This is a genomic window from Cupriavidus sp. FW305-27, from assembly GCF_058787995.1.
In genome coordinates this window covers 1-23047 of sequence record NZ_JBYTAG010000035.1, presented here as the reverse complement: position 1 = coordinate 23047, position 23047 = coordinate 1, and the positions used below count along the sequence as shown (strand labels likewise).

Sequence of the window (23047 nt, the reverse complement as noted above, 5' to 3'; positions counted from 1 at the left end):
GGCCGGGATTGATTAATTGCGTGCATGCGCGTAACCTTACGCCTTTGATACAGGCGCTCGCCATGAGCGCCCCGGTGCGGCCGGCATCCATCGCGCTCCTCTACGGGTGGCGCAGGGCGCTGGCCAGGGTGGCCCGGACAGATCGTCTACCCAACCAGCGGCAGGCTCGATTTCCGGTTCAACCAAGACAAGCAACGTGGGTTTCCAAGTTTCTCTGATGCGGCACGCATCGCGCATGCTGGCCCGGTCCATGACCGGCGCGGCGCTGGTGCTGGCCCTGGCGCAGCCGACGCTGGCGCGGCAGGTGCAGACCGAAGGGATGGGAACCATTGCAGTGCAGCAGTTGCCCAACGATGCACGGCAGACCCTGGAGCGCATCGAAGCCGGCGGCCCGTTCCTGTATGACAAGGACGGATCGAGATTCGGCAACTACGAACGCATCCTGCCTCAACGTGAACGCGGGTATTACCGCGAATACACGGTCAAGAGCGCCAGGAGCCGGAACCGGGGAGCCAAGCGGATCGTCTGCGGCGGAGAACAACGCGCTGCCAACGATTGTTACTACACGGAAGATCACTACAACAGCTTCAAACGGATACTCAAATGATGACTGACATTTTCGGATTGGGCGACGCCCTTGCCGCCCGCGAAGAGCGCGGCGCCGGAGATGGCTGGCAGCGGGCTCAGCAGCAGGCCCAGAACCTATACGACAACGTGCTGATGATGCCGAGCCAGGAGCTCATGCAAAAACTCCCGCCCGCGACCGCGCCCGTGGCCATGCCCGCCGGTCCCGGTTGGAACGACGGCACCAGCGAGGGGGCCATGAACCTGTTCAAGACGGTGCGTCCGAACATCGTCCAGTCGATCCGCGCCTTCCGCGTGCCTGAGCTGGCCCAGGCGGCCGCCGATCTCGGGCAGCATTTCCTCTATGCCAATTGCGCCCATTGCGCGAGCAAGGCTGAGGTCCTGGAAACCATCGCCACGTCGTTCACCTTCCCGAAGCACTTCGGCAAGAACTTCGACGCGCTGGCTGACTGCCTGACCGACATGATCTACAAGGCAGGCCCGCAGCCGGGCTTTGTGATCGTGCTGGAAGGCTTGCCGATCGCGCAGAAGTTCGACAAGGAAGGGCGCGAGGTGCTGCTCGACGTATTCCGCGACGCCGCCGAGTTCTGGGGCGAGCGCAAGGTGCAGTTCCGGGTGTTTTATTCGTTCGCCTGAGAGCACTGCCTGAGCCCTTGCAAGGCGAATCAAGCAAAAAGCCCGCAATTGCGGGCTTTTTGCTTTCCGGCGAGGTGCTGGTCCTATTCCTGCGCCGGCAGATGCCCATGCGGCGTGAGGCGGTCGATCAGTTCCGGCAATCCTTCGCTCAGTTGCGCGGCCACGTCATCCTGCGACATGCCGGTGGTCTGTGCCAGCGATTCGAGCGCGCCGGTGTCGCCCAGCGCGCTGCTCAGCGCCGACGGCGTGACCGGCTGGTTGGCGCCGCTGCCGATCCACGAGTTCACCTGTTCGCCCAGCCCGGCCTGCGCCAGGATCTGCTGCAGCGCGCCGATGCCGCCGGCGGCCGCGCCCAGTGCCTGGCTGTTGGCCGGGGCGCCACCCTGGCCGCCAAGCAGTCCGCCCAGCAGCGAGCCAAGGTCCAGGCCGCCGGTGGCGCCGCCGGGCGCTGCGCCGGCACCGCCGCCGCCGAGCATGCCGCCCAGCAGCCCGCCGAGGCTGCCCAGTCCGCCCAGGCCGTCATCGACAGGCGCCGCATCGTCTGCTTGTCCGCGGCTACGCATGGCCAGCGTTGCCAGCAGGCCAAGCGCCATCATCAGCTTGGGGTCGAGCCCTCCGGTACTGCCTGCCTCGCCACGCGCGCCGCCGAGTTGTCCGAGCACACCGCCCAGCACGCTATCGAGTAGTCCCATGGTCGACTCCTTTCAGTCAGGGTTGCAAGGTTGACGCGATGACCGGATGGCCGCCGCCGTCAGAATCCGCCAAGCAAGGCGTTAAGGGTTGCCAGGCATGCCAGCCCGGCGGTTTCAGTGCGCAGGATGCGGGGGCCGAGCGACACGCCGGTGAAACCCGCCTGTCTTGCCGCCTGCTCTTCGTCGGGCGCCAGGCCGCCTTCGGGGCCGATCAGCAGCGTAACGCCGCCGGCCAGCAAGCTTTCGCGCTGTTCGGCGATGAACGCTGGCAGCGAATGCGTGGCGCGCGGCGATACCAGCAGCCTGGCACCGCCAGCCGCGGACTGCGCCAGCCATGTCTCAAAGTTAGCGACCGGCGCAACCTCCGGCAAGCGATTGCGGCCGCATTGCTCGCAGGCGGCCTGCACCAGCGCCTGCCAGTGCGCGTGGCGCTTGTGCGCGCGCTCGCCCGACAGGCGCACCACCGAGCGGCTGGCCTGCAGCGGCTGGATTGCCGTGACGCCCAGTTCGACCGCCTTTTCGATCAGCCAGTCCATCTTGTCGCCGCCGGCCAGGCCCTGGGCCAGCGTGACACGGAAGGGCGGCTCGGCTTCGGCCGCGTCATGCGCGCCGATGCGCGCCAGCGCGTGGCGCTTGCCCAGCTCGACCAGCGTGGCCGCGTGGCTGCCGCCGCGGCCGTCGAACAGCGTCATGGCGTCGCCCGGCACCAGGCGCAGCACCTGCACGTGGCGCACCACCGGCTCAGGCAGCGGAAAATCGGATTCGGCGGCCAGGACGGTGTCCGTGCCGCCGACGAAGAAGCGTGGTGCCATCAGCTTGCCTGGCCTGCTGCCTGTTCCAGCGGCTTGCCGAAGCCCCAGCGGTAGCCGTCGGGATCTTCAACCATGCAGTAGCGGTCGCCCCAGAACTGGTCGGCCGGCGCCATCAGGCTGACCGCGCCGGCGTCGACCGCGCGCTGGTGCATGGCGTCGACATCGTCGCAATAGACATAGAAGGTCTGCGGGCACTCGACGCCCAGCGAGCGCGGCGTGCGCGCGGTGCTGCCCCAGGCGCCCTCGGGCGCGAACATCACCACCAGTTGGCCCTGGTAGTGCATCTCGGCGTGGGTCGGCACGCCGTTTTCGTCGACCACGTTGCCGGCGGTGAAGCCGAAGGCGCGGCTGTAGAAGTCCAGTGCGGCGCGCCCGTTGGCGACGGTCAGGTAGGGGGTGAGCCAGGGGGTGTTGGCCGGTCTGGTCATGATCGTCTCCTGAGTGCGGGAAACCCGGCGCGGCTGGCGTGCCGCGCGGTGCGAGAGTGCATCTTACGCGTGCCGCGCTACGCTGTCGAAGTGCGGCGCAGCGGTGAAGCTGGCGCTGTCGGGGTGAAGCATCAGGCATGTGAGGGGCCGGATAGTTCCGGTGCCGGGGGCGGGGCCGTGCCAGGCGGCCTGCGGTGATCGCGCGGACTGCGCCGCGGGGGCTGTCCGGGAGTCCGGAAAACCCCCTAGCTTCTGCTAAAATTGCGGTTTTCCTGCCGTCACCGTCAGGCTCACGCCCGCTCACGTCCAAGACCGCCCGCATGTCCGCCCTTGCCCATCCCGCCACAAGCCCTTTTGCTTCCCAGCCCGCCAAGCTGATGGCCGACGCCATCCGCGTGCTTGCCATGGACGCCGTCCAGCAGGCCAATTCCGGCCACCCCGGTGCACCGATGGGCATGGCAGACATCGCCGTGGCGCTGTGGGGCCGGCACCTGAAGCACAACCCGGGCAACCCCCAGTGGGCCGACCGCGACCGCTTCGTGCTGTCCAACGGCCACGGCTCGATGCTGATCTATTCGCTCTTGCACCTGACCGGCTATGAACTGCCGGTGGAAGAGCTGAAGAATTTCCGCCAGCTGCACAGCAAGACCGCCGGCCACCCGGAATACGGCATCACCCCGGGCGTGGAAACCACCACCGGCCCGCTCGGCCAGGGCATCACCAACGCAGTCGGCATGGCGCTGGCCGAACGCCTGCTGGGTGAAGAATTCAACCGCCCCGGCTACGACATCGTCAACCACCACACCTATGTGTTCCTGGGCGACGGCTGCCTGATGGAAGGCATCAGCCACGAGGCCTGCTCGCTGGCCGGCACGCTGAAGCTGAACAAGCTGATCGCACTGTGGGACGACAACGGCATCTCGATCGACGGCGACGTGGTGCACTGGTTCAATGACGATACCCCGAAGCGGTTCGAGGCCTACGGCTGGAACGTGATCCGCGGCATCGACGGCCATGACGTGACCGCCGTCGACATGGCGATCTCGCAGGCCAAGGCCAGCGACAAGCCGACCCTGATCTGCTGCCGCACCAAGATCGGCAAGGGCGCCCCGAACAAGGAAGGCGGCCACGACGTGCACGGCGCCCCGCTGGGCGGCGCCGAAGTGCTGGCCACGCGCGAGGCGCTGGGCTGGGCCCACGCCCCGTTCGAAGTGCCGGCCGAGGTTTACGACGCCTGGGACGCCAAGGCCAACGGCCAGGCGCTGGAGCGTGCCTGGAACGCGCTGTTCGATGCCTACGCAGAGCGCCACCCGTATGAGGCCGGAGAGTTCCGCCGCCGCATGAAGGGCGAACTGCCGGGTTCGTTCGACGCCGCAGTTGAGGCCTTTATCGCCAAGTGCGAGGAAAAGGCCGAGACCATCGCCACCCGCAAGGCCAGCCAGAACACCATCGAGGCCTTCGGCCCGGTGCTGCCCGAGTTCCTCGGCGGTTCGGCCGACCTGACCGGCTCGAACCTGACCAACTGGTCGGGCAGCCAGGCCGTGCGCGTGGATGCCTGGGGCAACCATATCAACTACGGCGTGCGCGAGTTCGGCATGAGCGCCGTCATGAACGGCATCACGCTGCACGGCGGCTACATCCCCTACGGCGCCACCTTCCTGACCTTCTCGGACTACAGCCGCAATGCGCTGCGCATGGCGGCGCTGATGAAGATCCGCTCGCTGTTCGTGTTCACCCATGACTCGATCGGCCTGGGCGAAGACGGCCCGACCCACCAGTCGATCGAGCACGTTGCCAGCCTGCGCCTGATCCCGAACATGGATGTCTGGCGCACCGCCGACACCACCGAGACCGCCGTGGCCTGGGCCGAGGCGATCCGCCGCGAGAACGGCCCGAGCTGCCTGATCTTCAGCCGCCAGAACCTGCCGTTCCAGCGCCGCGACGACGTCACGCGCGCCAATATCGCGCGCGGCGGCTACGTGCTGCGCGACAGCGTGAACCCGAAGACCAACCGTCCGGACGCCGTGATTCTGGCTACCGGCTCGGAAGTCGGCCTGGCCGTCGGCGCCGCCGATGCACTGGCCGCCGAAGGCGTGCACGTGCGCGTGGTGTCGATTCCCGCGACCACCGTGTTCGACAAGCAGGACACCGCCTACAAGGCCAGCGTGCTGCCGGCCGGCGTGCCGCGCGTGGCGGTCGAGGCGGGCGTGACGGACTTCTGGTGGAAGTACCAGGTCCAGGCGGTGGTGGGCATTGACACCTTCGGTGAGTCGGCCCCGGCCGGCGTGCTGTTCAAGCACTTCGGCTTTACCGTCGACAACGTTGTCCGAACGGTAAAGGACACCCTTATCTAAGCATCCGGGCGCTGGAGCCGCGTGGTGCGCCGCGCGGCCCGTGCGGCGCCCACCGGTTTCAATCGATCCTCAGGAGAGACAGTCATGACCATCAAGATCGGCATCAACGGCTTCGGCCGCATCGGACGCATGGTGTTCCGCGCCGCAGTCGCCAACTTCAAGGACATCGAAGTCGTTGGCATCAACGACCTGCTGGAGCCCGACTACCTGGCATACATGCTGAAGTACGACTCGGTGCATGGCCGCTTCGACGGCGAAGTGTCGGTCGACGGCAACACCCTGGTCGTCAACGGCAAGAAGATTCGCCTGACCGCGGTCAAGGATCCGGCCGAACTGAAGTGGGGCGAGATCGGCGCCGATGTGGTGGTCGAATCGACCGGCATCTTCCTGACCAAGGAAGGCGCGCAGAAGCACCTCGACGCGGGCGCCAAGAAGGTGATCATGTCGGCCCCGTCCAAGGACGACACCCCGATGTTCGTGTACGGCGTGAACCACGAGTCGTACAAGGGCGAGGCGATCATCTCCAACGCCAGCTGCACCACCAACTGCCTGGCACCGGTGGCCAAGGTGCTGAACGACAAGTGGGGCATCAAGCGCGGCCTGATGACCACCGTGCACGCTGCCACCGCCACCCAGAAGACCGTTGACGGCCCGTCCAACAAGGACTGGCGCGGCGGCCGCGGCATCCTGGAAAACATCATCCCGTCGTCGACCGGCGCCGCCAAGGCCGTGGGCGTGGTGATTCCGCAGCTGAACAAGAAGCTGACCGGCATGTCGTTCCGCGTGCCGACCTCGGACGTGTCCGTGGTCGACCTGACCGTCGAGCTGGAAAAGTCGGCTACGTACGAAGAAATCTGCGCCGAGATGAAGGCCCAGAGCCAGGGCGCGCTCAAGGGTGTGCTGGGCTACACCGAAGACAAGGTCGTCGCCACCGACTTCCGCGGCGATGCCCGCACCTCGATCTTCGACGCCGAAGCCGGCATCGCGCTGGACGGCACCTTCATCAAGGTCGTGAGCTGGTACGACAACGAGTGGGGCTACTCGAACAAGGTGCTGGAAATGGTCCGCGTCGCGGCCAAGTAATCCGGCAGCTTCCGCAGTAAAGGAAAACGCGCCTTCGGGCGCGTTTCTCATTTTCCGGCGCTGTGATATTCAGCCAGCCGGGCGGGGCGCCAGTGGGCGCGCGTCGATTGCGTCGCCGTCCACCAGGAAATGGCCGCCAGCCACATGGTGGATGGTGCGCAGCGCATCATGGCCGTCGAAATGCCAGCGCCCGTTGCTGAACACGCGCGAGTCCGCATGAGCGGCCACGACTTCGCCAAGGAACAGGTCGTAGGTCTGCTGCGTGGCCGGCTCCGGCAGCAGCCGGCATTCCAGCCAGGCCGCGCAGCCCTCCAGCAGCGGCGCGCCCACCGCCGTGCCGGCAAAGGTGCCAAGGCCGTAGGCGTCGAACTTGTCGGTGCCTTCCTGCTCCATCAGCGCCAGGCCCGAGCTGGAGCCCAGTGCCTCGGTCAGGTCGACCTGGCTGACGGTGGGGACCTGCAACACGAACTCGCCGCTGTCTTCCAGCAGGCGCCGGGTCCAGGTGCTCTTGTCCAGCACCACTGCCACCTTGGGCGGGGCGAAGTCGAGCGGCATGGCCCAGGCGGCGGCCATGATATTGCGCTTGCCGCCGGCGGCGGCGCTGACCAGCACAGTGGGGCCGTGGTTCAGCAAGCGGTAGGCTTTCGGGAGTGATACGGGCAGGCGGAAATGTTCAGGCATGATGGCCGGGATCGAGCCGTCAGAAAAGAATGATAAAAATGGGAACGGCGGACCCACTATACCCGGATGTACGAGTGCATGTTGCGGCGCGGGAAATGTTCACATATGCGGTCAATTGTGGAAAAAGAGCGCAATTTTTCAGAAATATGGCGTAGACGGCCATTTCAGAAATGCCGAATTTGCTTTCCGAGCTTGTTTTTTCCTCTTACACTATTAAGACGCCGTTGAAATCTGATGTGCAGCCAGTGCAAGTGGTGGGGCCATCTAGCTAAGAATAATCTGACCGAGGCCTGATCATGGTGAACGTAGACACGAAGCTTTTAGTGATCTTCACCGAACTACTGAGCAAGCGAAACGCCACTTATGTAGCGGAAAAGATGCATATGACCGCACCGGCCGTATCACACTCGCTGGGCAGGCTGCGTGAAATCTTTGACGATCCGCTCTTCATCCGCGTCCCGCATGGCCTGACGCCAACGCCGCGTGCGCTGGAACTGGGCCCGAAGATCCGCGACATGCTGGACTTGTGGTCGTCGATCAACGAGGGCGATGCCGACAATTTTGATCCGGCCATTGCCACCGGCACGCTGAGCATCGGCTTCGCTGCTGAACTGGGCGACACGGTATTCAACCGTTTTGTGCTGCGTATCAAGCAGCTGGCGCCGGACCTGCATATCAAGCTGGTCGAATCCCATTCGTGGGAAACGGACGTCGCCTCGATGCGCGCCAATGAACTTGACCTGGCCTTTTCGCCGTTCCCGACACGCCACCCGGAAATCGTCGAGGAAATGGTGACGTCGCTGAACCTGTGGGTTTGCGCGCGCAAGAGCCATCCGGTGCTCAAGAACCACTGCTCGCTGGAGCAATACCTGGATTGCGGCCATATCTTCATGGCGCATTCCGGCGGCTCCGGCCGCCCGGCGCCGTCGCTGATTCCGCTCGACTACGCGCTGCAGCAGCGCGGGCTCAAGCGCAATGCGACGCTGACGGTACATTCATGGCGTGCCCAGGCCGAACTGGCCTCGCAGACCGACATGATCTTCACCGTCAATGCGCTGACCAAGGACATGGCCTGCGAGACCTATGGCCTGAAGGCCTTCCCGCTGCCGTCGGAACTGAACACCACGCTCGGCCTGAACATGTTCTGGCACCGCAGCCGCAACACCCATCCGATGCTGGTGTGGGCGCGCAACCTGTTCCGCCAGGTGGTGGGCGAGTTTGTCGGACTGCCGCCGGCACGCTCGGCACGGGTGGTCACCGAACAGGACCTGCAAGACCTGCAGGCACCCTGAGCAGCATCCTGCGGCGAGCAGCCCAAACAAAAAACCGGCGCTTGGCGCCGGTTTTTTGTTGCCCGTCTGCGCTCCGCGGTGGAGCGTGCAGGCTTATCGTTTGGGTCTGTGGGGACAGTCTGTTTTGGTGCAATTGCCGTACAGCGACAGTGCATGTTCCTGCAGCGTAAAGCCGCGCTCGCGCGCGATGCTTTGCTGGCGGTGCTCGATTTCAGAGTCGAAGAACTCCTCGACGCGGCCGCAGTCGAGGCACACCAGGTGGTCATGGTGCTTGCCTTCGTTGAGTTCGAAAATCGCCTTGCCGGATTCAAAGTTGTTGCGCGAGAGCAGGCCCGCCTGCTCGAACTGGGTCAGCACGCGGTAGACGGTGGCCAGGCCGATGTCCATATGCTCGTTCAGCAGGATACGGTAGACGTCTTCTGCGCTCAGGTGCCGCTGCTCACTGGTCTGAAAAATTTCAAGAATCTTCAGCCTGGGCACGGTCGCCTTCAGGCCGATGTTCTTGAGGTCCGCCGGACTCGGCATGTGGGTGACTCCCTAGAGTACAATGACTGGATAGTTGAATCATAAGGGTTTTGGCAGCAAAAGTCGCTCGCGGTAGTGATGTCCCAGGTCGACGTCACGCGCCCGGCACGGTTGCCGTCCCATGTGGTTGTCGCGGCAGGCGCAACAGGCGTGTGTGGTGCAATCGGCGCATATTGCGCCGTTTTTGTGCCCGCTTTGCGGTACCGTGCCGCGGTACTTTTCTTTCCCTCCCGGAAGCGAGATACATGCGTTCTATCCGTTCGTCCGCCATGCGCCCGACGCTGGTTGTCTCCCTGCTGGCCGCGGCCCTGCTGGCCGGCGCCTGCTCAGCCTACGATTCCACCTCGCGCAAGGTAGCCAACGCCATCACGCCGTACCGGATCAACATCGTGCAGGGCAATTTCGTCTCGCGCGAGGCCGTATCGCAACTGCGCGAAGGCATGACGCGCGACCAGGTCAAGTTCCTGCTCGGCACGCCGCTGCTGAATGACGTGTTCCACGCCAACCGCTGGGACTATGTGTTCTCGTTCCGCCGCGGCAATACCCCGGTGGTGCAGCAGCGCCGCTTCACGGTGTTTTTCGAAGGCGACCGGCTGGTCAAGTTCAGTGGCGATGAACTGCCGTCCGAGTATGAGCTGATTGCCGAGATCGACGGCATGAAAAAGGCGCTGAAGGACCAGACGCCGGGCAAGATCTCCACCGGCGCGACAGCCGCCGCGGCCGCCCCGGCCGAAGCGCAGACCACGGTGGAGAACTTTGTGCCGCGGCAGGCGCAGCAGCCGGAGGCGGCACCCGCCCCTGCGGCATCGCCGGCCGCTCCCACCGAAGCAGCGGCGCCGGCCCAGGCCCCCAAACCGGCCGCCAACTGATCGGCCGCACGGCGCGCCGGCAGCGGCGCGCCACCAGTTTTCCGGGCCGGTCAGGCATGGCCGGCTCGATCACTTTCCGCGCATTGCGCATATTCCGCTGAGCCAGACACCATGAACATCGCCATTGCAGGCGCATCGGGCCGCATGGGCCGCATGCTGATCGAACAAGTGCTGAACACCGAGGGCGTGAGCCTCGCGGGCGCGCTCGACGTGCCGGGCTCGCCGGCGCTGGGACAGGATGCGGGCCTGCTGCTGGGCCGGCAGACCGGTGTGGCGATCAGTTCCGATGTGGAAGCGGTGCTGGCCGGCGCGGACTGCCTGATCGATTTCACCCGTCCCGAAGGCACGCTGGCCCACGTGGCCGCGGCGAAGAAGCTGGGCGTGAAGATGGTGATCGGCACCACTGGCTTCGACGAGGCCGGCAAGGCCGCGCTGGCCGAGGCCGCCAGGTCGATCGGGATCGTCTTCGCCGCCAACTTCAGCGTCGGTGTCAACGCCACCTTCAAGCTGCTGGAAGTGGCCGCCAGGCTGCTGTCGACTGGCTATGATATCGAAGTGATCGAGGCGCATCACCGCTTTAAGGTCGATGCCCCGTCGGGCACCGCGCTGAAGATGGGTGAAGTGATTGCCGATGCGCTTGGCCGCGACCTCAAGACCTGTGCCGTCTATGCCCGCGAAGGCCACACCGGCGAGCGCGATCCCAACTCGATCGGTTTTGCCACCGTGCGCGGCGGCGATATCGTCGGCGACCACACCGTGATGTTCGCCGGCATCGGCGAGCGCATCGAGATCAGCCACAAGTCTTCCAGCCGCCAGTCGTATGCCGACGGTGCCGTGCGCGCCGCCCGTTTCCTCGCCGACAAGCCCAACGGCCTGTTCGACATGCAGGACGTGCTGGGCCTGAAGTAAGGCGCCGCGGGGCGCGCAGGGCCGAAACTGGCCTGCCGCCACGGTTATAATCGTCTTCTTTCGCATTGCACGCCCGGCGGGCGCCGCGCAAGCGGCGCGCCCGCTGCTCTCATTCCAACGATTCCCCCGGATGCCGGCAGGCCAGTTGCCGCGCAAACGTTGTCCTGACTGCTGTCCCGACCATGCAAGACAAATACCTTCCTTCCGCCGTTGAACAAGCCGCCCAGCAGCACTGGCAAGCCATCGACGCCTATCGCGTGTCGGAGCATGCGGCCGGGGCCGACGGCAAGGAAAAGCCCAAGTTCTACGCCTGCTCGATGCTGCCGTATCCGTCGGGCAAGCTGCACATGGGCCACGTGCGGAACTACACCATCAACGACGTGATGGCGCGCTACCTGCGCATGAACGGCAACAACGTGCTGATGCCGATGGGCTGGGACGCCTTCGGCATGCCGGCCGAGAACGCCGCGCTGAACAACGGCGTGGCGCCGGCGGCCTGGACCTACGACAACATCGCTTACATGAAGAAGCAGATGCAGTCGATGGGCCTGGCGATCGACTGGTCGCGCGAGGTCGCCACCTGCAGCCCGGACTACTACCGCTGGAACCAGTGGCTGTTCCTGAAGATGCTGGAAAAGGGCATCGCCTACCGCAAGACCGGCACTGTCAACTGGGATCCGGTCGACCAGACCGTGCTGGCCAACGAGCAGGTCATCGACGGCCGCGGCTGGCGCTCCGGCGCGGTGGTGGAAAAGCGCGAGATCCCGATGTACTACCTGCGCATCACCGAGTATGCGGAGGAACTGCTGGGCGACCTGGACCAGCTGGGCTGGCCCGAGCGCGTCAAGGTGATGCAGCAGAACTGGATCGGCAAGAGCGTGGGCGTGCGCTTTGCGTTCCCGCACGACATCCCCGGCGAGGACGGCAAGCCGATCAATGACGGCAAGCTGTACGTGTTCACCACGCGCGCCGACACCATCATGGGCGTGACCTTCTGCGCGGTCGCCGCCGAGCACCCGCTGGCCACCCATGCCGCGCTGAACAACCCCGAACTGGCTGCCTTTATCGACGAATGCAAGCACGGCTCGGTCATGGAAGCCGACATGGCGACCATGGAGAAGAAGGGCATGCCGACCGGCCTGCAAGTGGTGCACCCGCTGACCGGCGAGAAGGTCGACGTGTGGGTCGGCAACTACGTGCTGATGAGCTACGGCGACGGCGCCGTGATGGGCGTGCCCGCGCACGACGAGCGCGACTTCGCCTTCGCGCTCAAGTACAAGCTGCCGATCAGGCAAGTCATTGACGTGAAGGGCCAGCCGTACTCGACCGAAGCCTGGCAGGAATGGTACGGCGACAAGGAGCAGGGCACCTGCATCCACAGCGGCAAGTACGATGGCCTCGGCTACCAGGCCGCGGTCGAAGCCATTGCCGCCGACCTGGGCGCCAAGGGCCTGGGTGAGAAGAAGGTGACCTGGCGCCTGCGCGACTGGGGCATCTCGCGCCAGCGCTACTGGGGCACGCCGATCCCGCTGATCCACTGCGACAGCTGCGGCGTGGTGCCGGTCCCTGAGAAAGACCTGCCGGTGGTGCTGCCCGAAGACCTGGTGCCGGACGGCACCGGCAACCCGCTGGCCAAGGATGCGCGCTTCCTGCAGTGCACCTGCCCGTCGTGCGGCAAGCCGGCGCGCCGCGAGACCGACACGATGGATACCTTCATCGACTCGTGCTGGTACTACATGCGCTATACCTGCCCGGATGCGGCCACCATGGTCGATGCGCGCAACGATTACTGGATGCCGATGGACCAGTACATCGGCGGCATCGAGCACGCGATCCTGCACCTGCTGTACGCACGCTTCTGGACCAAGGTCATGCGCGACCTGGGCCTGGTCAAGTTCGACGAGCCCTTCACCAACCTGCTGACGCAGGGCATGGTGCTCAACGAGACCTACTACCGTGAAGACGCGTCGGGCAAGAAGCACTGGTACAACCCGGCCGAGGTCGACCTGCGCACCGACGAGCGCGGCCGCCCGGTAGGCGCCACGCTGATCGCCGACGGCCAGCCGGTGGTGATCGGCGGCGTCGAGAAGATGTCGAAGTCCAAGAACAACGGCATCGATCCGCAGGCGCTGATCGACCAGTACGGCGCCGACACCGCGCGCCTGTTCGTGATGTTCGCCGCGCCGCCGGAGCAGCAGCTTGAGTGGAGCGGCTCGGGCGTCGAGGGCGCCTCGCGCTTCCTGCGCCGCGTGTGGAACTACGGCTATGCCAATGCCGCGGCCATCCGCGACGGCGCCGGCGGCAAGCCGACTGCCGATGACGCCGACCTGCGCCGCGAGATCCACGGCGTGCTCAAGCAGGCCAACTACGACTACCAGCGCATCCAGTACAACACCGTGGTGTCCGCCACGATGAAGATGCTGAACGCGCTGGACGACGCCAAGACCGCTTCGCCGGCCGCGCGCCGCGAGTGCTTCGGCATCCTGCTGCGCGTGCTGTACCCGGTGGTGCCGCACGTCACCCACGGCCTGTGGGACCAGCTGGGCTACGCCGCCGAAGCCGGCGACCTGCTCGACGCGCCGTGGCCGCAGGTCGATGAAGCCGCGCTGGTGCGCAGCGAGATCGAACTGGTGCTGCAGATCAACGGCAAGGTGCGCGGCAGCATCACCGTGCCCGCCGAAGCCGACCGCGCCGCGATCGAGGCAACCGCCGCCGCCAGCGAGACCGTGGCCAAGTTTGCCGAGGGCAAGGCGCCGAAGAAGATCGTGGTGGTACCCGGCCGCCTGGTCAACGTGGTGTTGTAAGCTGGCCCCGGAACCTGACAAGGAATCGCCAAGAATGAAGCGACTGAACATGGGGCGCCGCAAGGTGCTCGCGGCAATGCTGGCAGTGCCGGCAACGGGCCTGCTGGCCGGTTGCGGCTTCCACATGCGCGGCAACGCGGATTTCGCCTTCAAGCGGCTCTATATCGGGATTCCGGCCAATTCGCTGATGGGCGCGGACCTGCGCCGCGCCATCCGCGGCGGTTCCGACACCCAGGTGGTGGCCGACCAGAAAGAGGCCGACGCCCTGCTGGACGTGCTGCAGGACACCCGCACCAAGTCGATCCTGTCGATCACGACCGAGGGCGTGGTGCGTGAATACCGCCTGACGCAGCGTTTCACCTTCCGCCTGCGCGACCCCGCCGGCAATGAACTGATCGCGCCGTCGCAGCTGGTGCTGACCCGCGACCTGACCTACAACGAAGCCAACACGCTGGCCAAGGACTACGAAGAGCAGCAGCTGTACCGCGACATGCAGCGCGATATCGTGCAGCAGCTGATGCGCCGGCTGGCCGCCGTCAAGGCCATCTGATCACGGCATGCAGCTCAAGCTCGACGGGCTCGACGCGCACCTGAGGCAGGCCAAGGCCAAGGGCCTGGCACCGCTGTACGTGGTACATGGCGACGAACACCTGCTGGTGCTGGAAGCCGTCGACCGCCTGCGCGCCGCGGCGCGCGAAGCCGGCTTCTCCGAGCGCGACGTGCTGGTGGCCGAGCGCGGCTTCCACTGGGGCCAGCTGGTCGAGGCGCAGCAGTCGATGTCGCTCTTTGGCGACCGCAAGATCGTTGAACTCCGCATCCCGTCGGGCAAGCCCGGCAAGGACGGCGGCGAGGCGCTGCGCGCTGTGGCCGCCCAGCCGTCGCCCGACGTGGTGCTGCTGGTGACGCTGCCGCGGCTGGATTTTGCCGCGTCCAAGTCGGCCTGGTTCCAGGCGCTGGAAGGCGCCGGCGTGTCGATCAAGGTCGACACCGTGGACCGCACCCGGCTGCCGGCCTGGGTCGGCGAGCGGCTGTCGCTGCAGCAGCAACGCGTCGAAGGCGGCGAGCCGGGCCGGCGTGCGCTGCAGTTCATCGCCGACAAGGTCGAGGGCAACCTGCTGGCGGCGCACCAGGAAATCCAGAAGCTGGGGCTGCTGTACCCGCCCGGCGAGCTCACCTTCGACCAGGTGCACGATGCGGTGCTGAATGTGGCCCGCTATGACGTGTTCAAGCTGTCTGAATCGATGCTCTCTGGCGACGTGCCGCGGCTGGTGCGCATGCTCGAAGGGCTGCGCGGCGAGGGCGAGGCCACGGTGCTGGTGCTGTGGGCGCTGACCGAGGAAATTCGCGTATTATCCAAGGTCCGGCAAGGGCTGGCGGCCGGCAAGCCGGCGGGTGTGCTGATGCGCGAGCTGCGCGTCTGGGGCCCGCGCGAGCGGCTGGTGCCGCAGGCCGCGCAGCGCCTGGCGCAGCCAAGGCTGGAAGCGGCGCTGGCGCTGGCGGCGCGGCTGGACCGCCAGGTCAAGGGCCTGTCGGACCTGCCGCCACCGGGCGGCAGCCCGCTGCCGGCGGAACCATGGGACGGGCTGCAGCAGCTTGCCCTGATGATCGCGCGCTGAACGCGCAACTCCACAGGTTTGCTTCCCCCGCCGCGTGCGGCGGGGGGACGGAAAACACACTGACGGCCACCACCCCAGGGCCACTGACATGAACGAGCTCGACCTCAATCAATACATGGACCGCGTCGGCCGCCAGGCCCGCGCCGCGTCGCGCGCCATGGCGCGTGCCTCCACGGCCGACAAGAACCGCGCGCTGCTGACCATCGCCGCGGCCATCCGCCGCGATGCCGACAAGCTCAAGGCGGTCAACGCGCGTGACGTTGAACGCGCCCGCGCCAACGGCCAGGACGCCGCCTTCATCGACCGCCTGACGCTGTCGGACAAGGCCATCGCCACCATGGCCGCGGGCCTGGAGCAGATCGCCGCGCTGGCCGACCCGATCGGCGAGATCTCGAACATGAAGTTCCGCCCGACCGGCATCCAGGTCGGCCAGATGCGCGTGCCGCTGGGCGTGATCGGCATCATCTACGAGTCGCGCCCCAACGTGACCATCGACGCCGCGGCGCTGTGCCTGAAGTCGGGCAACGCCACCATCCTGCGCGGCGGCTCCGAAGCAATCGAATCCAACACCGCGCTGGCGGCGCTGGTGGCCGAGGGCCTGTCCGCGGCCGGCCTGCCGTCCGAGGCGGTGCAGGTGATCGAGACCACTGACCGCGCTGCCGTGGGCCGGCTGATCACCATGACCGAATACGTCGACGTGATCGTGCCGCGCGGCGGCAAGAGCCTGATCGCGCGGCTGATGGAAGAAGCGCGCGTGCCGATGATCAAGCACCTGGACGGCATCTGCCACGTCTATATCGACGCCGATGCCGACCTGGACAAGGCCGTGCGCGTCTGCGACAACGCCAAGACGCAGCGCTATGCGCCGTGCAACACCATGGAGACGCTGCTGGTGTCGCAGGACATCGCCGCCGCCGCGCTGCCGCCGCTGTGCCGCATCTACCAGGAGAAGGGCGTCGAGCTGCGCGTGTGTCCGGCCACCCGCGCCACGCTGGAAGCCGCCGGCTTTACCGGCCTGGTCGATGCCGCCGAGGAAGACTGGCGCCTGGAATACCTGGCGCCGATCCTCGCCATCAAGACCGTGGCCGGACTCGACGACGCCATCGCCCATATCAACGAATACGGTTCGCACCATACCGATTCGATCATCACCGAGAACTACTCGGCGGGCATGCGCTTTATCCGCGAGGTCGATTCGGCCAGCGTGATGATCAATGCCTCGACCCGCTTTGCCGATGGCTTCGAGTATGGCCTGGGCGCGGAGATCGGCATCTCCAACGACAAGCTGCATGCACGCGGCCCGGTCGGGCTGGAAGGGCTGACCTCGCTGAAGTACGTGGTATTCGGGCACGGCGAGATCCGCACCTGACGCTCGCGCGCCAACAACAATAACAATCGTTCTCGAACGTCTCTCTGCCGATGCTCTGGGTCAAAGCGCTGCATATCGTCTTCGTGGTCTCGTGGTTCGCCGGCCTGTTCTACCTGCCGCGCATCTTCGTCAACCTGGCGCTGGAAACCGACGCCGCCAGCACGCAGCGCCTGTTGCTGATGGCGCGCAAGCTGTTCCGCTTCATGACCATGCTGGCGGTGCCGGCGGTGGTGTTCGGTCTGTGGCTGTACCTGGGCTACGGCATCGGCCGCGGCGCGGGGCAGGGCTGGATGCACGCCAAGCTGGCGCTGGTGCTGGTGCTGATCGGCTACCACCATGGCTGCGGCGTGTTGCTGCGCAAGTTCGAGGCGGGGCGCAATACGCGCTCGCACAAGTTTTATCGCTGGTTCAATGAGCTGCCGGTGCTGGTGCTGCTGGCGGTGGTGATCCTGGTGGTCGTCAAGCCGTTCTGAGCCTGGCGCCCGGTCTGTTGTTGCCAATCCTGTAGCGGAACCGAAATGAGCAAGCTGGTTGACTATTACCTGACGCCGCAGTCGCCGTACGTCTACCTGGGCCATGCGCGCTTTGCCGCCATCGCCGAGCGCCATGGCGCGCAGGTGAACCTGAAGCCGTGCGACCTGGGCAAGGTGTTTTCCGTCTCCGGCGGGCTGCCGCTGTCGCAGCGCCCGCCCCAGCGCCAGGCCTACCGCCTGGTGGAGCTGGCGCGCTGGAGCGACTTCCTGGGCCTGCCGCTGCATCTGCAGCCGACGTTCTTCCCGGTATCGGGCGACGCGGCCAGCAAGCTGATCATCGCGGCGCAGCTGGCGCACGGCACCGCCCGCGCGATGCAGCTGACCGGCGCCATCGGCGCGGCAGTGTGGGCGCAGCAGCGCAATATCGCCGATGCCGCCACGCTGGCGCAGATTGCCGACGAGGCCGGCCTGGACGGCGCCAGCCTGCTCAGGGCCAGCGAGGCGCAGTCGGTGCAGGCCGCCTATGCGCAGAATACCCAGGACGCGATTTCGGCCGGCGTGTTCGGCGCGCCGTGGTACGTCCATGACGGCCAGCCCTTCTGGGGCCAGGACCGGCTGGATTTCCTCGAGCGCGCCCTGGCGGCGGCTTGAGCTAAGCTTCGGATAGATCCCCGTCCGCTACGGCGGACGTTTTTGTTTGCAGGAAACCCAACACATGACCCAAGCCTTCTTTGCCCCTTGCCCGCGCGGCCTGGAGAGCGCGCTCGCCGAAGAACTGCGCGAGATCGCCGCGATGCCGGGCATGGCCGCGCTGGCGCCGTTCACGGTGCACCAGGAGGTGCCGGGCGGCGTCAATTTCTCGGGCGAGATGGCCGCCGCCTATGCGGTCAACCTGCATTCGCGCATTGCCAGCCGGGTGCTGATGCGCGTGGCCGCGCGCGGCTACCGGCATGAAGACGACATCTATACGCTGGCACGCGGCGTGCGCTGGGAGCAGTGGTTTTCGCCCGATGAATCGCTGCGCGTGGACATCACCTCGCACAAGTCGCCGCTGCGCAGCCTGAATTTCACCGCGCTGCGGGTCAAGGACGGGGTCTGCGATGCCCTGCGCGAGCGTGTGGGCGCGCGCCCGAGCGTCGATACCGCCAGCCCGGATGTGCGCATCTATGCCCACCTGACCGAGCGTGACTGCACGCTGTACCTCGACACCACCGGCGAGCCCCTGTTCAAGCGCGGCTGGCGCACCGAGAAGGGCGAGGCGCCGCTGAAGGAAAACCTGGCCGCCGGCATCCTGCGCCTGGCGGGCTGGGTGCCGGGCCAGACGTTCCGGCCCTTCTACGACCCGATGTGCGGCAGCGGCACCTTCCTGATCGAGGCCGCGCAGGTGGCGCTGGGTATCGCGCCGGGCGGCAGCCGCAGCTTTGCCTTCGAATGGCTCAAGGGCATGGACACCAAGGCCTGGCAGAAGCTGAAGTCGGACGCGCAGCGCGCCCGCATGCTGGCCTCGGCCGATGAGCTGCAGGTGGTGGGTTCGGACATCTCCACCGACATGCTGGCGATCACGCGCGCCAACTGGGAGCGTGCCGGCCTGCCGGGCGAGGCGCGCACCAAGCAGGTGGATGCGCGCTTCGTGCAGCCGCCTTTTGATGAGCCGGGTTTGCTGTTGATGAATCCCCCGTACGGCGAGCGCATCGCGGTGCGCGGCCAGCGCCGCCTGCCAGAGGAAGAGATGCCGCGCGACGAGGTGGAGGAGGCCGCCGCCAACCAGTTCGCCAGTGCCTTCGCCACCACGCTCAAGCAGCATTTCGCGGGCTGGCAGGCGTGGGTGTTTACCGGCGACATGGGCTTCCCGCGCCGGCTGCGGCTCAAGGAGTCGCGCCGCACGCCGCTCTACAACGGCAATATCGAATGCCGGCTGTTCCGCTTCGACATGGTGCGCGGCGCCAACCGGGCGCCGCAGGCTGACTGACGGCGCCGGGCCGCCGGGTCAGGGGCGCTTGCGCCCCGTCAGTGCGTCGGGATTGCGGCTGAAGTCCGCCAGGAAGCCCTGCAGGCTGACCACCGGCTCCTGCAGCAGGTGGCGCGGCAGGTCGAACAGCGCGTAAATGAATTCTTCATTGCCTTCGCAGCGCTCGGCCGGCAGGCAGTATTGTTCCCAGTCCACGCACGCCGGCGTGTACATGCCGTTGCCGGGCCAGAAGAACGGCACCAGCCGGCCTTCGCGCAGGCCTTCGATCAGTGCCGCCGGGGCATCGTAGGCCTCGGCCGATTCCACCTGGCTCATCAGCCCGGCGCGGGTCTCGATCACCATCAGCGTGGCGTGGCCCTGCGCGGTCAGCAGCAGGATGCCGGCCGGGTTGGGGTACAGGTAGTACTCGACAAAGCCATAGCGCGCGATCAGCTGGCGCACGCGCTCGGTGATGGCCGGATCGGACAGGAACGAAAAGGAATGCCGCGTCAGCAGCTCGCGCAGCGTGCGCGACAGCGTGGCAAAGTACGCCTGCTGCATGGCCTCGATTTCCTGGTCCAGCCGCTCGACCATATTGCTTTCATGCTTCTTCACGTAGCGGTCGATCAGCCCGTGGTTGAAGCCCTGCACGGCGATGCTCTCGTCGGCGGTGCCGGTCAGCAGGATGGTCTTGCAGGGCAGGTCCTGCAGCGCCTGGCAGAATTCCAGCCCGTCCATCTGCGGCATCGAATAGTCGACCACCACCACGCCCGGCTGCAGGAAGCGCTTGAAATCGTGGATCTGGCGGTAGATGCGGTCGATGTCGAGCTGCACGGTGCGCCGCTCGGTCAGGAAGGTGAGGTCGTCGTGCGTCACGCGCACCGGCAGGAAGCCCGGGAAGCGGGTGGCATAGGCCTCGCGGATCCATTGAAGCGCTTCACGCGGGTCGGTGAAGGTGATCACCGCGCGCGAGGCATCCATCTGGAACGCCAGGCTGTCGATGAACGACTTGCTGTCATCGACCAGGACGGTCAGGACCGGGTGATGGAAGACCGACAGGTTCCTGTCGTGCGGGTTGAAGGTCATGGAGCGGCGGGCAGGGGTTCGGCGCAGTGGTTCGGCACGGGCGTGGCGCAAGCGGCAAGCCAGTGTGCGCATTCGCAGGCCAGTATAGCGCGCCACGGCTGCCTTGCAAGGCACGCCTTGCAGCCAGGGCCGGCGGCGGGAGGCGCCCGCGGCAGGGCCGGGATGGCCCGGGCCTGCGCGCGGCGCGCGGACGGCCTTAGTCGACCGCCTTGAACATATCCTCGACCACCTTCTTGGCGTCGCCGAACACCATCATGGTCTTGTCCATGTAGAACAGCTCGTTGTCCAGCCCGGCGTAGCCGGCGGCCATGGAGCGCTTGTTGACGATGATGGTCTTGGCCTTGTAGGCCTCCAGGATCGGCATGCCGGCAATCGGCGACTGGGGGTCGTTCTTGGCCGCCGGGTTGACCACGTCGTTGGCGCCCAGCACCAGCACCACGTCGGCCTGGCCGAACTCGCTGTTGATGTCTTCCATCTCGAAGACCTGGTCGTACGGCACCTCGGCCTCGGCCAGCAGCACGTTCATATGGCCCGGCATGCGGCCTGCCACCGGGTGGATCGCGTACTTCACGGTCACGCCCTTTTCGGCCAGCTTCTCGGTCAGTTCCTTGAGCGCGTGTTGGGCGCGCGCCACGGCCAGGCCATAGCCCGGCACGATGATCACGGTCTCGGCGTTGCCCATCAGGAACGCGGCATCGTCGGCGGAACCCGACTTGACCGGGCGCTGCTGCTGGTCGCCGGTTGCCGCCGCCGCGGTCGCGCCGCCGAAACCGCCCAGCAGCACGTTGAAGAACGACCGGTTCATCGCCTTGCACATGATGTACGACAGGATCGCACCGGAGGAGCCCACCAGCGAGCCCGCGATGATCAGCATCGGGTTGTTCAGCGAGAAGCCGATGCCCGCCGCTGCCCAGCCCGAGTACGAGTTCAGCATCGACACCACTACCGGCATGTCGGCGCCGCCGATCGGGATGATGATCAGCACGCCCAGCACGAAGGCAATCGCCAGCATGATCAGGAACGGCAGCCAGTCCTGCGACAGGAAGAAGATGACGCCGAAGCCCACCATTGCCACCGCCAGCAGCAGGTTCAGCCAGTGCTGGCCGGCAAACACCACCGGCGCGCCCTGGAACAGGCGGAACTTGTAGCGCCCGGCCAGCTTGCCGAAGGCGATCACCGAGCCGGAGAACGTAATCGCGCCGACGAAGCAGCCGATGAAGAGCTCGATGCGGTTGCCCAGCGGGATCAGGTGCGAGCCTGCCGGGCTGATGCCGAACGCCGCCGGCTCGGCCACCGCCGCCACGGCGATGAAGACCGCGGCCAGGCCGATCAGCGAGTGCATTGCCGCGACCAGCTCGGGCATCTTGGTCATCTGCACCTTCTTCGCCACGTAGGCGCCGATGCCGCCGCCGACCACGAGCGCGGCGAAGATCAGCGCCAGGCCCGTGCCCACCGACGACTGGGCCGTGCCCGCCGCGAGGAATTCATTCTTCAGCTTGATGATCAGGACCAGCGTGGTCACCACGGCAATGGCCATGCCGATCATGCCGAAGGCATTGCCCTTGCGCGCCGAGGCCGGGTGCGACAGGCCCTTGAGCGCCTGGATAAAGCAGACCGAGGCCACCAGGTAGAGCAGGGTGACAAGGTTCATGCTGACAAGACCGGTCATCACGCACCCTCCCTGGCCAGCGCCGGCTTGGACTCAGGCGCCTTGGCCTTCGGTTCCTTCTTCTTGAACATCTCCAGCATGCGCTGGGTGACCAGGAAGCCGCCGAACACATTGACCGCGGCCAACGCCACCGCCAGCGTGCCCATCACGCGCCCGACCCCGCCTTCGGTCAGGCCCGCGGCGAGCATGGCGCCGACGATGATGATCGCCGAGATCGCATTGGTCACCGCCATCAGGGGCGTATGCAGGGCTGGCGTTACCGTCCAGACCACGTGGTAACCCACGTAGATCGCCAGCACGAAGATGATCAGGTTGATCACCGTGTGGTTCACCATCTCCATCGACTTCTCCTCCGTTGCTTTGAATCCGGGATGCGGCGTTTTACTGAATTCTTATTGCTGCATTGCGGTCAGGGCACGTCAAGGTCCAGTGGCTCAGATCGACCCATTGCGTGCCCCCTCTCCCGCTTGCGGGAGACGGTTGGGGAGAGGGCAGGCTTGCCCACGAAGTCAGGCCGGCGGTATGCCAGCGCCTGCCCTCTCCCCCTGCCCCTCTCCCGCAGGCGGGAGAGGGGAGCAAACCCTCAGAACTTCTTGATTTCCTTGATGCCGTTCTTCTCGTTCACCAGGATGACCTTGGGCTTGTAGGCGGCGATTTCCTCGTCGCTCATCGGCGCGTAGGTGCAGATGATCAGCTGGTCGCCCAGGTGCGCGCGGCGGGCCGCGGCGCCGTTCAGCGAGATCTCGCCGCTGCCGCGCTCGCCCTTGATGATGTAGGTGGAGAAGCGCTCGCCGTTGTTCACGTTGTACAGCTCGATCTTCTCGAACTCCTTCATGTCGGCAGCGTCCAGCAGGTCCTGGTCGATGCCGCACGAACCCTCGTAGTTGAGGTCCGCCTGCGTCACGGTGACGCGGTGGAGCTTGGCGCGGAGCATGATGCGTTGCATGGGTGATACGTCCTTATATTTGATGCAAAAGCAGTGGGCGCATGGCGCCCGTGGAAATTACGCCGCCTCTCGCACGACCTTGCCGTCCCTGCACATCAGGCAGGCCGAGACGATGTCGTCTTCAAGGTTCAGCGTGAATTGGCCGTCCTTGTCGACGACCAGCTTGAGGAAGTCCAGCACGTTGCGGGCATAGAGCGCCGAGGCGTCGGCCGCGACCATGCTGGCCAGGTTGGTGTGGCCGATGATGATGACGCCGTTGTGGTTGACCAC

Annotated in this window: 23 protein-coding genes and 1 pseudogene; 14 read left to right on the top strand and 10 right to left on the bottom strand. The window is 66.1% G+C overall.

The window, feature by feature from the left end; genetic code table 11:
- The first annotated feature begins 235 nt into the window (after positions 1 to 235).
- Positions 236 to 607 carry a guanyl-specific ribonuclease gene (locus AC3WRI_RS17895; RefSeq protein WP_011616017.1) on the top strand — a complete coding sequence of 124 codons (372 nt, stop codon included), beginning with the start codon at positions 236 to 238 and terminating at the stop codon, positions 605 to 607.
- Positions 604 to 1221, top strand: coding sequence for a barstar family protein (locus AC3WRI_RS17890; RefSeq protein ID WP_010813204.1), 618 nt, complete (start codon positions 604 to 606; stop codon positions 1219 to 1221). Before AC3WRI_RS17895 ends, AC3WRI_RS17890 begins: the two co-directional genes overlap by 4 nt.
- 83 nt (positions 1222 to 1304) lie before the next feature.
- On the opposite strand, the gene AC3WRI_RS17885 is transcribed toward AC3WRI_RS17890, so the two are convergent.
- Genes AC3WRI_RS17885 through AC3WRI_RS17875 form a run of 3 tightly spaced genes read right to left on the bottom strand, consistent with a single transcriptional unit; the run spans position 1305 to position 3153 of the window.
- A complete protein-coding gene (locus AC3WRI_RS17885) occupies positions 1305 to 1913 on the bottom strand; it encodes a YidB family protein (RefSeq protein WP_011616015.1) in 609 nt (202 codons plus the stop codon).
- A gap of 59 nt (positions 1914 to 1972) precedes the next feature.
- Positions 1973 to 2725: a 16S rRNA (uracil(1498)-N(3))-methyltransferase gene (locus AC3WRI_RS17880; protein ID WP_058698820.1), complete on the bottom strand. Its 753-nt coding sequence runs from the start codon at positions 2723 to 2725 to the stop codon at positions 1973 to 1975.
- Positions 2725 to 3153, bottom strand: coding sequence for a VOC family protein (locus AC3WRI_RS17875; protein WP_010813207.1), 429 nt, complete (start codon positions 3151 to 3153; stop codon positions 2725 to 2727). The genes AC3WRI_RS17880 and AC3WRI_RS17875 overlap by 1 nt, the downstream gene beginning before the upstream one ends.
- Before the next feature lie 320 nt (positions 3154 to 3473).
- Between AC3WRI_RS17875 and tkt the strand changes: the two genes are divergently transcribed.
- Both tkt and gap read left to right on the top strand, forming a co-directional pair.
- A complete protein-coding gene (gene tkt / locus AC3WRI_RS17870) occupies positions 3474 to 5507 on the top strand; it encodes a transketolase (protein ID WP_011616013.1) in 2034 nt (677 codons plus the stop codon).
- 84 nt (positions 5508 to 5591) lie between these two features.
- Positions 5592 to 6590 (top strand): type I glyceraldehyde-3-phosphate dehydrogenase, encoded by a 999-nt coding sequence (gene gap, locus AC3WRI_RS17865; RefSeq protein ID WP_010813209.1) that lies wholly within the window; start codon positions 5592 to 5594, stop codon positions 6588 to 6590.
- Positions 6591 to 6659: 69 nt separating this feature from the next.
- Here the strand turns inward: gap and AC3WRI_RS17860 are convergent, their stop codons facing one another.
- Positions 6660 to 7271 carry a flavin reductase family protein gene (locus tag AC3WRI_RS17860; protein WP_058698821.1) on the bottom strand — a complete coding sequence of 204 codons (612 nt, stop codon included), beginning with the start codon at positions 7269 to 7271 and terminating at the stop codon, positions 6660 to 6662.
- Between the two features lie 296 nt (positions 7272 to 7567).
- Between AC3WRI_RS17860 and AC3WRI_RS17855 the strand changes: the two genes are divergently transcribed.
- Positions 7568 to 8563, top strand: coding sequence for a LysR family transcriptional regulator (locus AC3WRI_RS17855; protein WP_492293720.1), 996 nt, complete (start codon positions 7568 to 7570; stop codon positions 8561 to 8563).
- Positions 8564 to 8656: 93 nt separating this feature from the next.
- Here AC3WRI_RS17855 and fur read toward each other — a convergent pair whose 3' ends face one another.
- Entirely contained in the window at positions 8657 to 9088 is a 432-nt protein-coding gene (gene fur / locus AC3WRI_RS17850) for a ferric iron uptake transcriptional regulator (RefSeq protein WP_010813212.1), read from the bottom strand.
- 245 nt (positions 9089 to 9333) lie between these two features.
- Here fur and AC3WRI_RS17845 point away from each other — a divergent pair, with 245 nt between their 5' ends.
- The 9 genes from AC3WRI_RS17845 to AC3WRI_RS17805 all read left to right on the top strand — a co-directional run bounded on the left by AC3WRI_RS17845 (position 9334) and on the right by AC3WRI_RS17805 (position 19097).
- Entirely contained in the window at positions 9334 to 9957 is a 624-nt protein-coding gene (locus AC3WRI_RS17845; protein ID WP_492293718.1) for an outer membrane protein assembly factor BamE, read from the top strand.
- A 111-nt stretch (positions 9958 to 10068) separates the two neighbouring features.
- Positions 10069 to 10866: a 4-hydroxy-tetrahydrodipicolinate reductase gene (dapB, locus tag AC3WRI_RS17840; RefSeq protein WP_010813214.1), complete on the top strand. Its 798-nt coding sequence runs from the start codon at positions 10069 to 10071 to the stop codon at positions 10864 to 10866.
- A gap of 182 nt (positions 10867 to 11048) precedes the next feature.
- On the top strand, positions 11049 to 13670 hold the full coding sequence (gene leuS, locus AC3WRI_RS17835) for a leucine--tRNA ligase (RefSeq protein ID WP_010813215.1): 2622 nt from the start codon (positions 11049 to 11051) through the stop codon (positions 13668 to 13670).
- A 34-nt stretch (positions 13671 to 13704) separates the two neighbouring features.
- Complete coding sequence (locus AC3WRI_RS17830; RefSeq protein ID WP_010813216.1) at positions 13705 to 14220, top strand: LPS-assembly lipoprotein LptE; 516 nt, start codon at positions 13705 to 13707, stop codon at positions 14218 to 14220.
- Between the two features lie 7 nt (positions 14221 to 14227).
- Positions 14228 to 15286: a DNA polymerase III subunit delta gene (holA, locus tag AC3WRI_RS17825; protein WP_010813217.1), complete on the top strand. Its 1059-nt coding sequence runs from the start codon at positions 14228 to 14230 to the stop codon at positions 15284 to 15286.
- Positions 15287 to 15374: 88 nt separating this feature from the next.
- On the top strand, positions 15375 to 16655 hold the full coding sequence (locus AC3WRI_RS17820) for a glutamate-5-semialdehyde dehydrogenase (protein ID WP_454749658.1): 1281 nt from the start codon (positions 15375 to 15377) through the stop codon (positions 16653 to 16655).
- A 50-nt stretch (positions 16656 to 16705) separates the two neighbouring features.
- Positions 16706 to 17128, top strand: coding sequence for a CopD family protein (locus AC3WRI_RS17815; RefSeq protein ID WP_010813219.1), 423 nt, complete (start codon positions 16706 to 16708; stop codon positions 17126 to 17128).
- Positions 17129 to 17173: 45 nt separating this feature from the next.
- Positions 17174 to 17779: a 2-hydroxychromene-2-carboxylate isomerase gene (locus AC3WRI_RS17810; protein ID WP_010813220.1), complete on the top strand. Its 606-nt coding sequence runs from the start codon at positions 17174 to 17176 to the stop codon at positions 17777 to 17779.
- 64 nt (positions 17780 to 17843) lie between these two features.
- Entirely contained in the window at positions 17844 to 19097 is a 1254-nt protein-coding gene (locus AC3WRI_RS17805; protein WP_010813221.1) for a THUMP domain-containing class I SAM-dependent RNA methyltransferase, read from the top strand.
- 18 nt (positions 19098 to 19115) lie between these two features.
- Here AC3WRI_RS17805 and AC3WRI_RS17800 read toward each other — a convergent pair whose 3' ends face one another.
- The 5 genes and pseudogenes from AC3WRI_RS17800 to AC3WRI_RS17780 form a co-directional block, all read right to left on the bottom strand.
- Entirely contained in the window at positions 19116 to 20162 is a 1047-nt protein-coding gene (locus AC3WRI_RS17800) for a response regulator (protein WP_010813222.1), read from the bottom strand.
- A gap of 196 nt (positions 20163 to 20358) precedes the next feature.
- Positions 20359 to 21831: an NAD(P)(+) transhydrogenase (Re/Si-specific) subunit beta gene (locus AC3WRI_RS17795; RefSeq protein ID WP_010813223.1), complete on the bottom strand. Its 1473-nt coding sequence runs from the start codon at positions 21829 to 21831 to the stop codon at positions 20359 to 20361.
- A complete protein-coding gene (locus tag AC3WRI_RS17790) occupies positions 21831 to 22172 on the bottom strand; it encodes an NAD(P) transhydrogenase subunit alpha part 2 (protein ID WP_010813224.1) in 342 nt (113 codons plus the stop codon). The genes AC3WRI_RS17795 and AC3WRI_RS17790 overlap by 1 nt, the downstream gene beginning before the upstream one ends.
- A gap of 242 nt (positions 22173 to 22414) precedes the next feature.
- Positions 22415 to 22777: an aspartate 1-decarboxylase gene (gene panD / locus AC3WRI_RS17785; RefSeq protein ID WP_010815077.1), complete on the bottom strand. Its 363-nt coding sequence runs from the start codon at positions 22775 to 22777 to the stop codon at positions 22415 to 22417.
- Between the two features lie 57 nt (positions 22778 to 22834).
- Positions 22835 to 23047: pseudogene (locus AC3WRI_RS17780) on the bottom strand (NAD(P)(+) transhydrogenase (Re/Si-specific) subunit alpha); the annotation flags it as partial.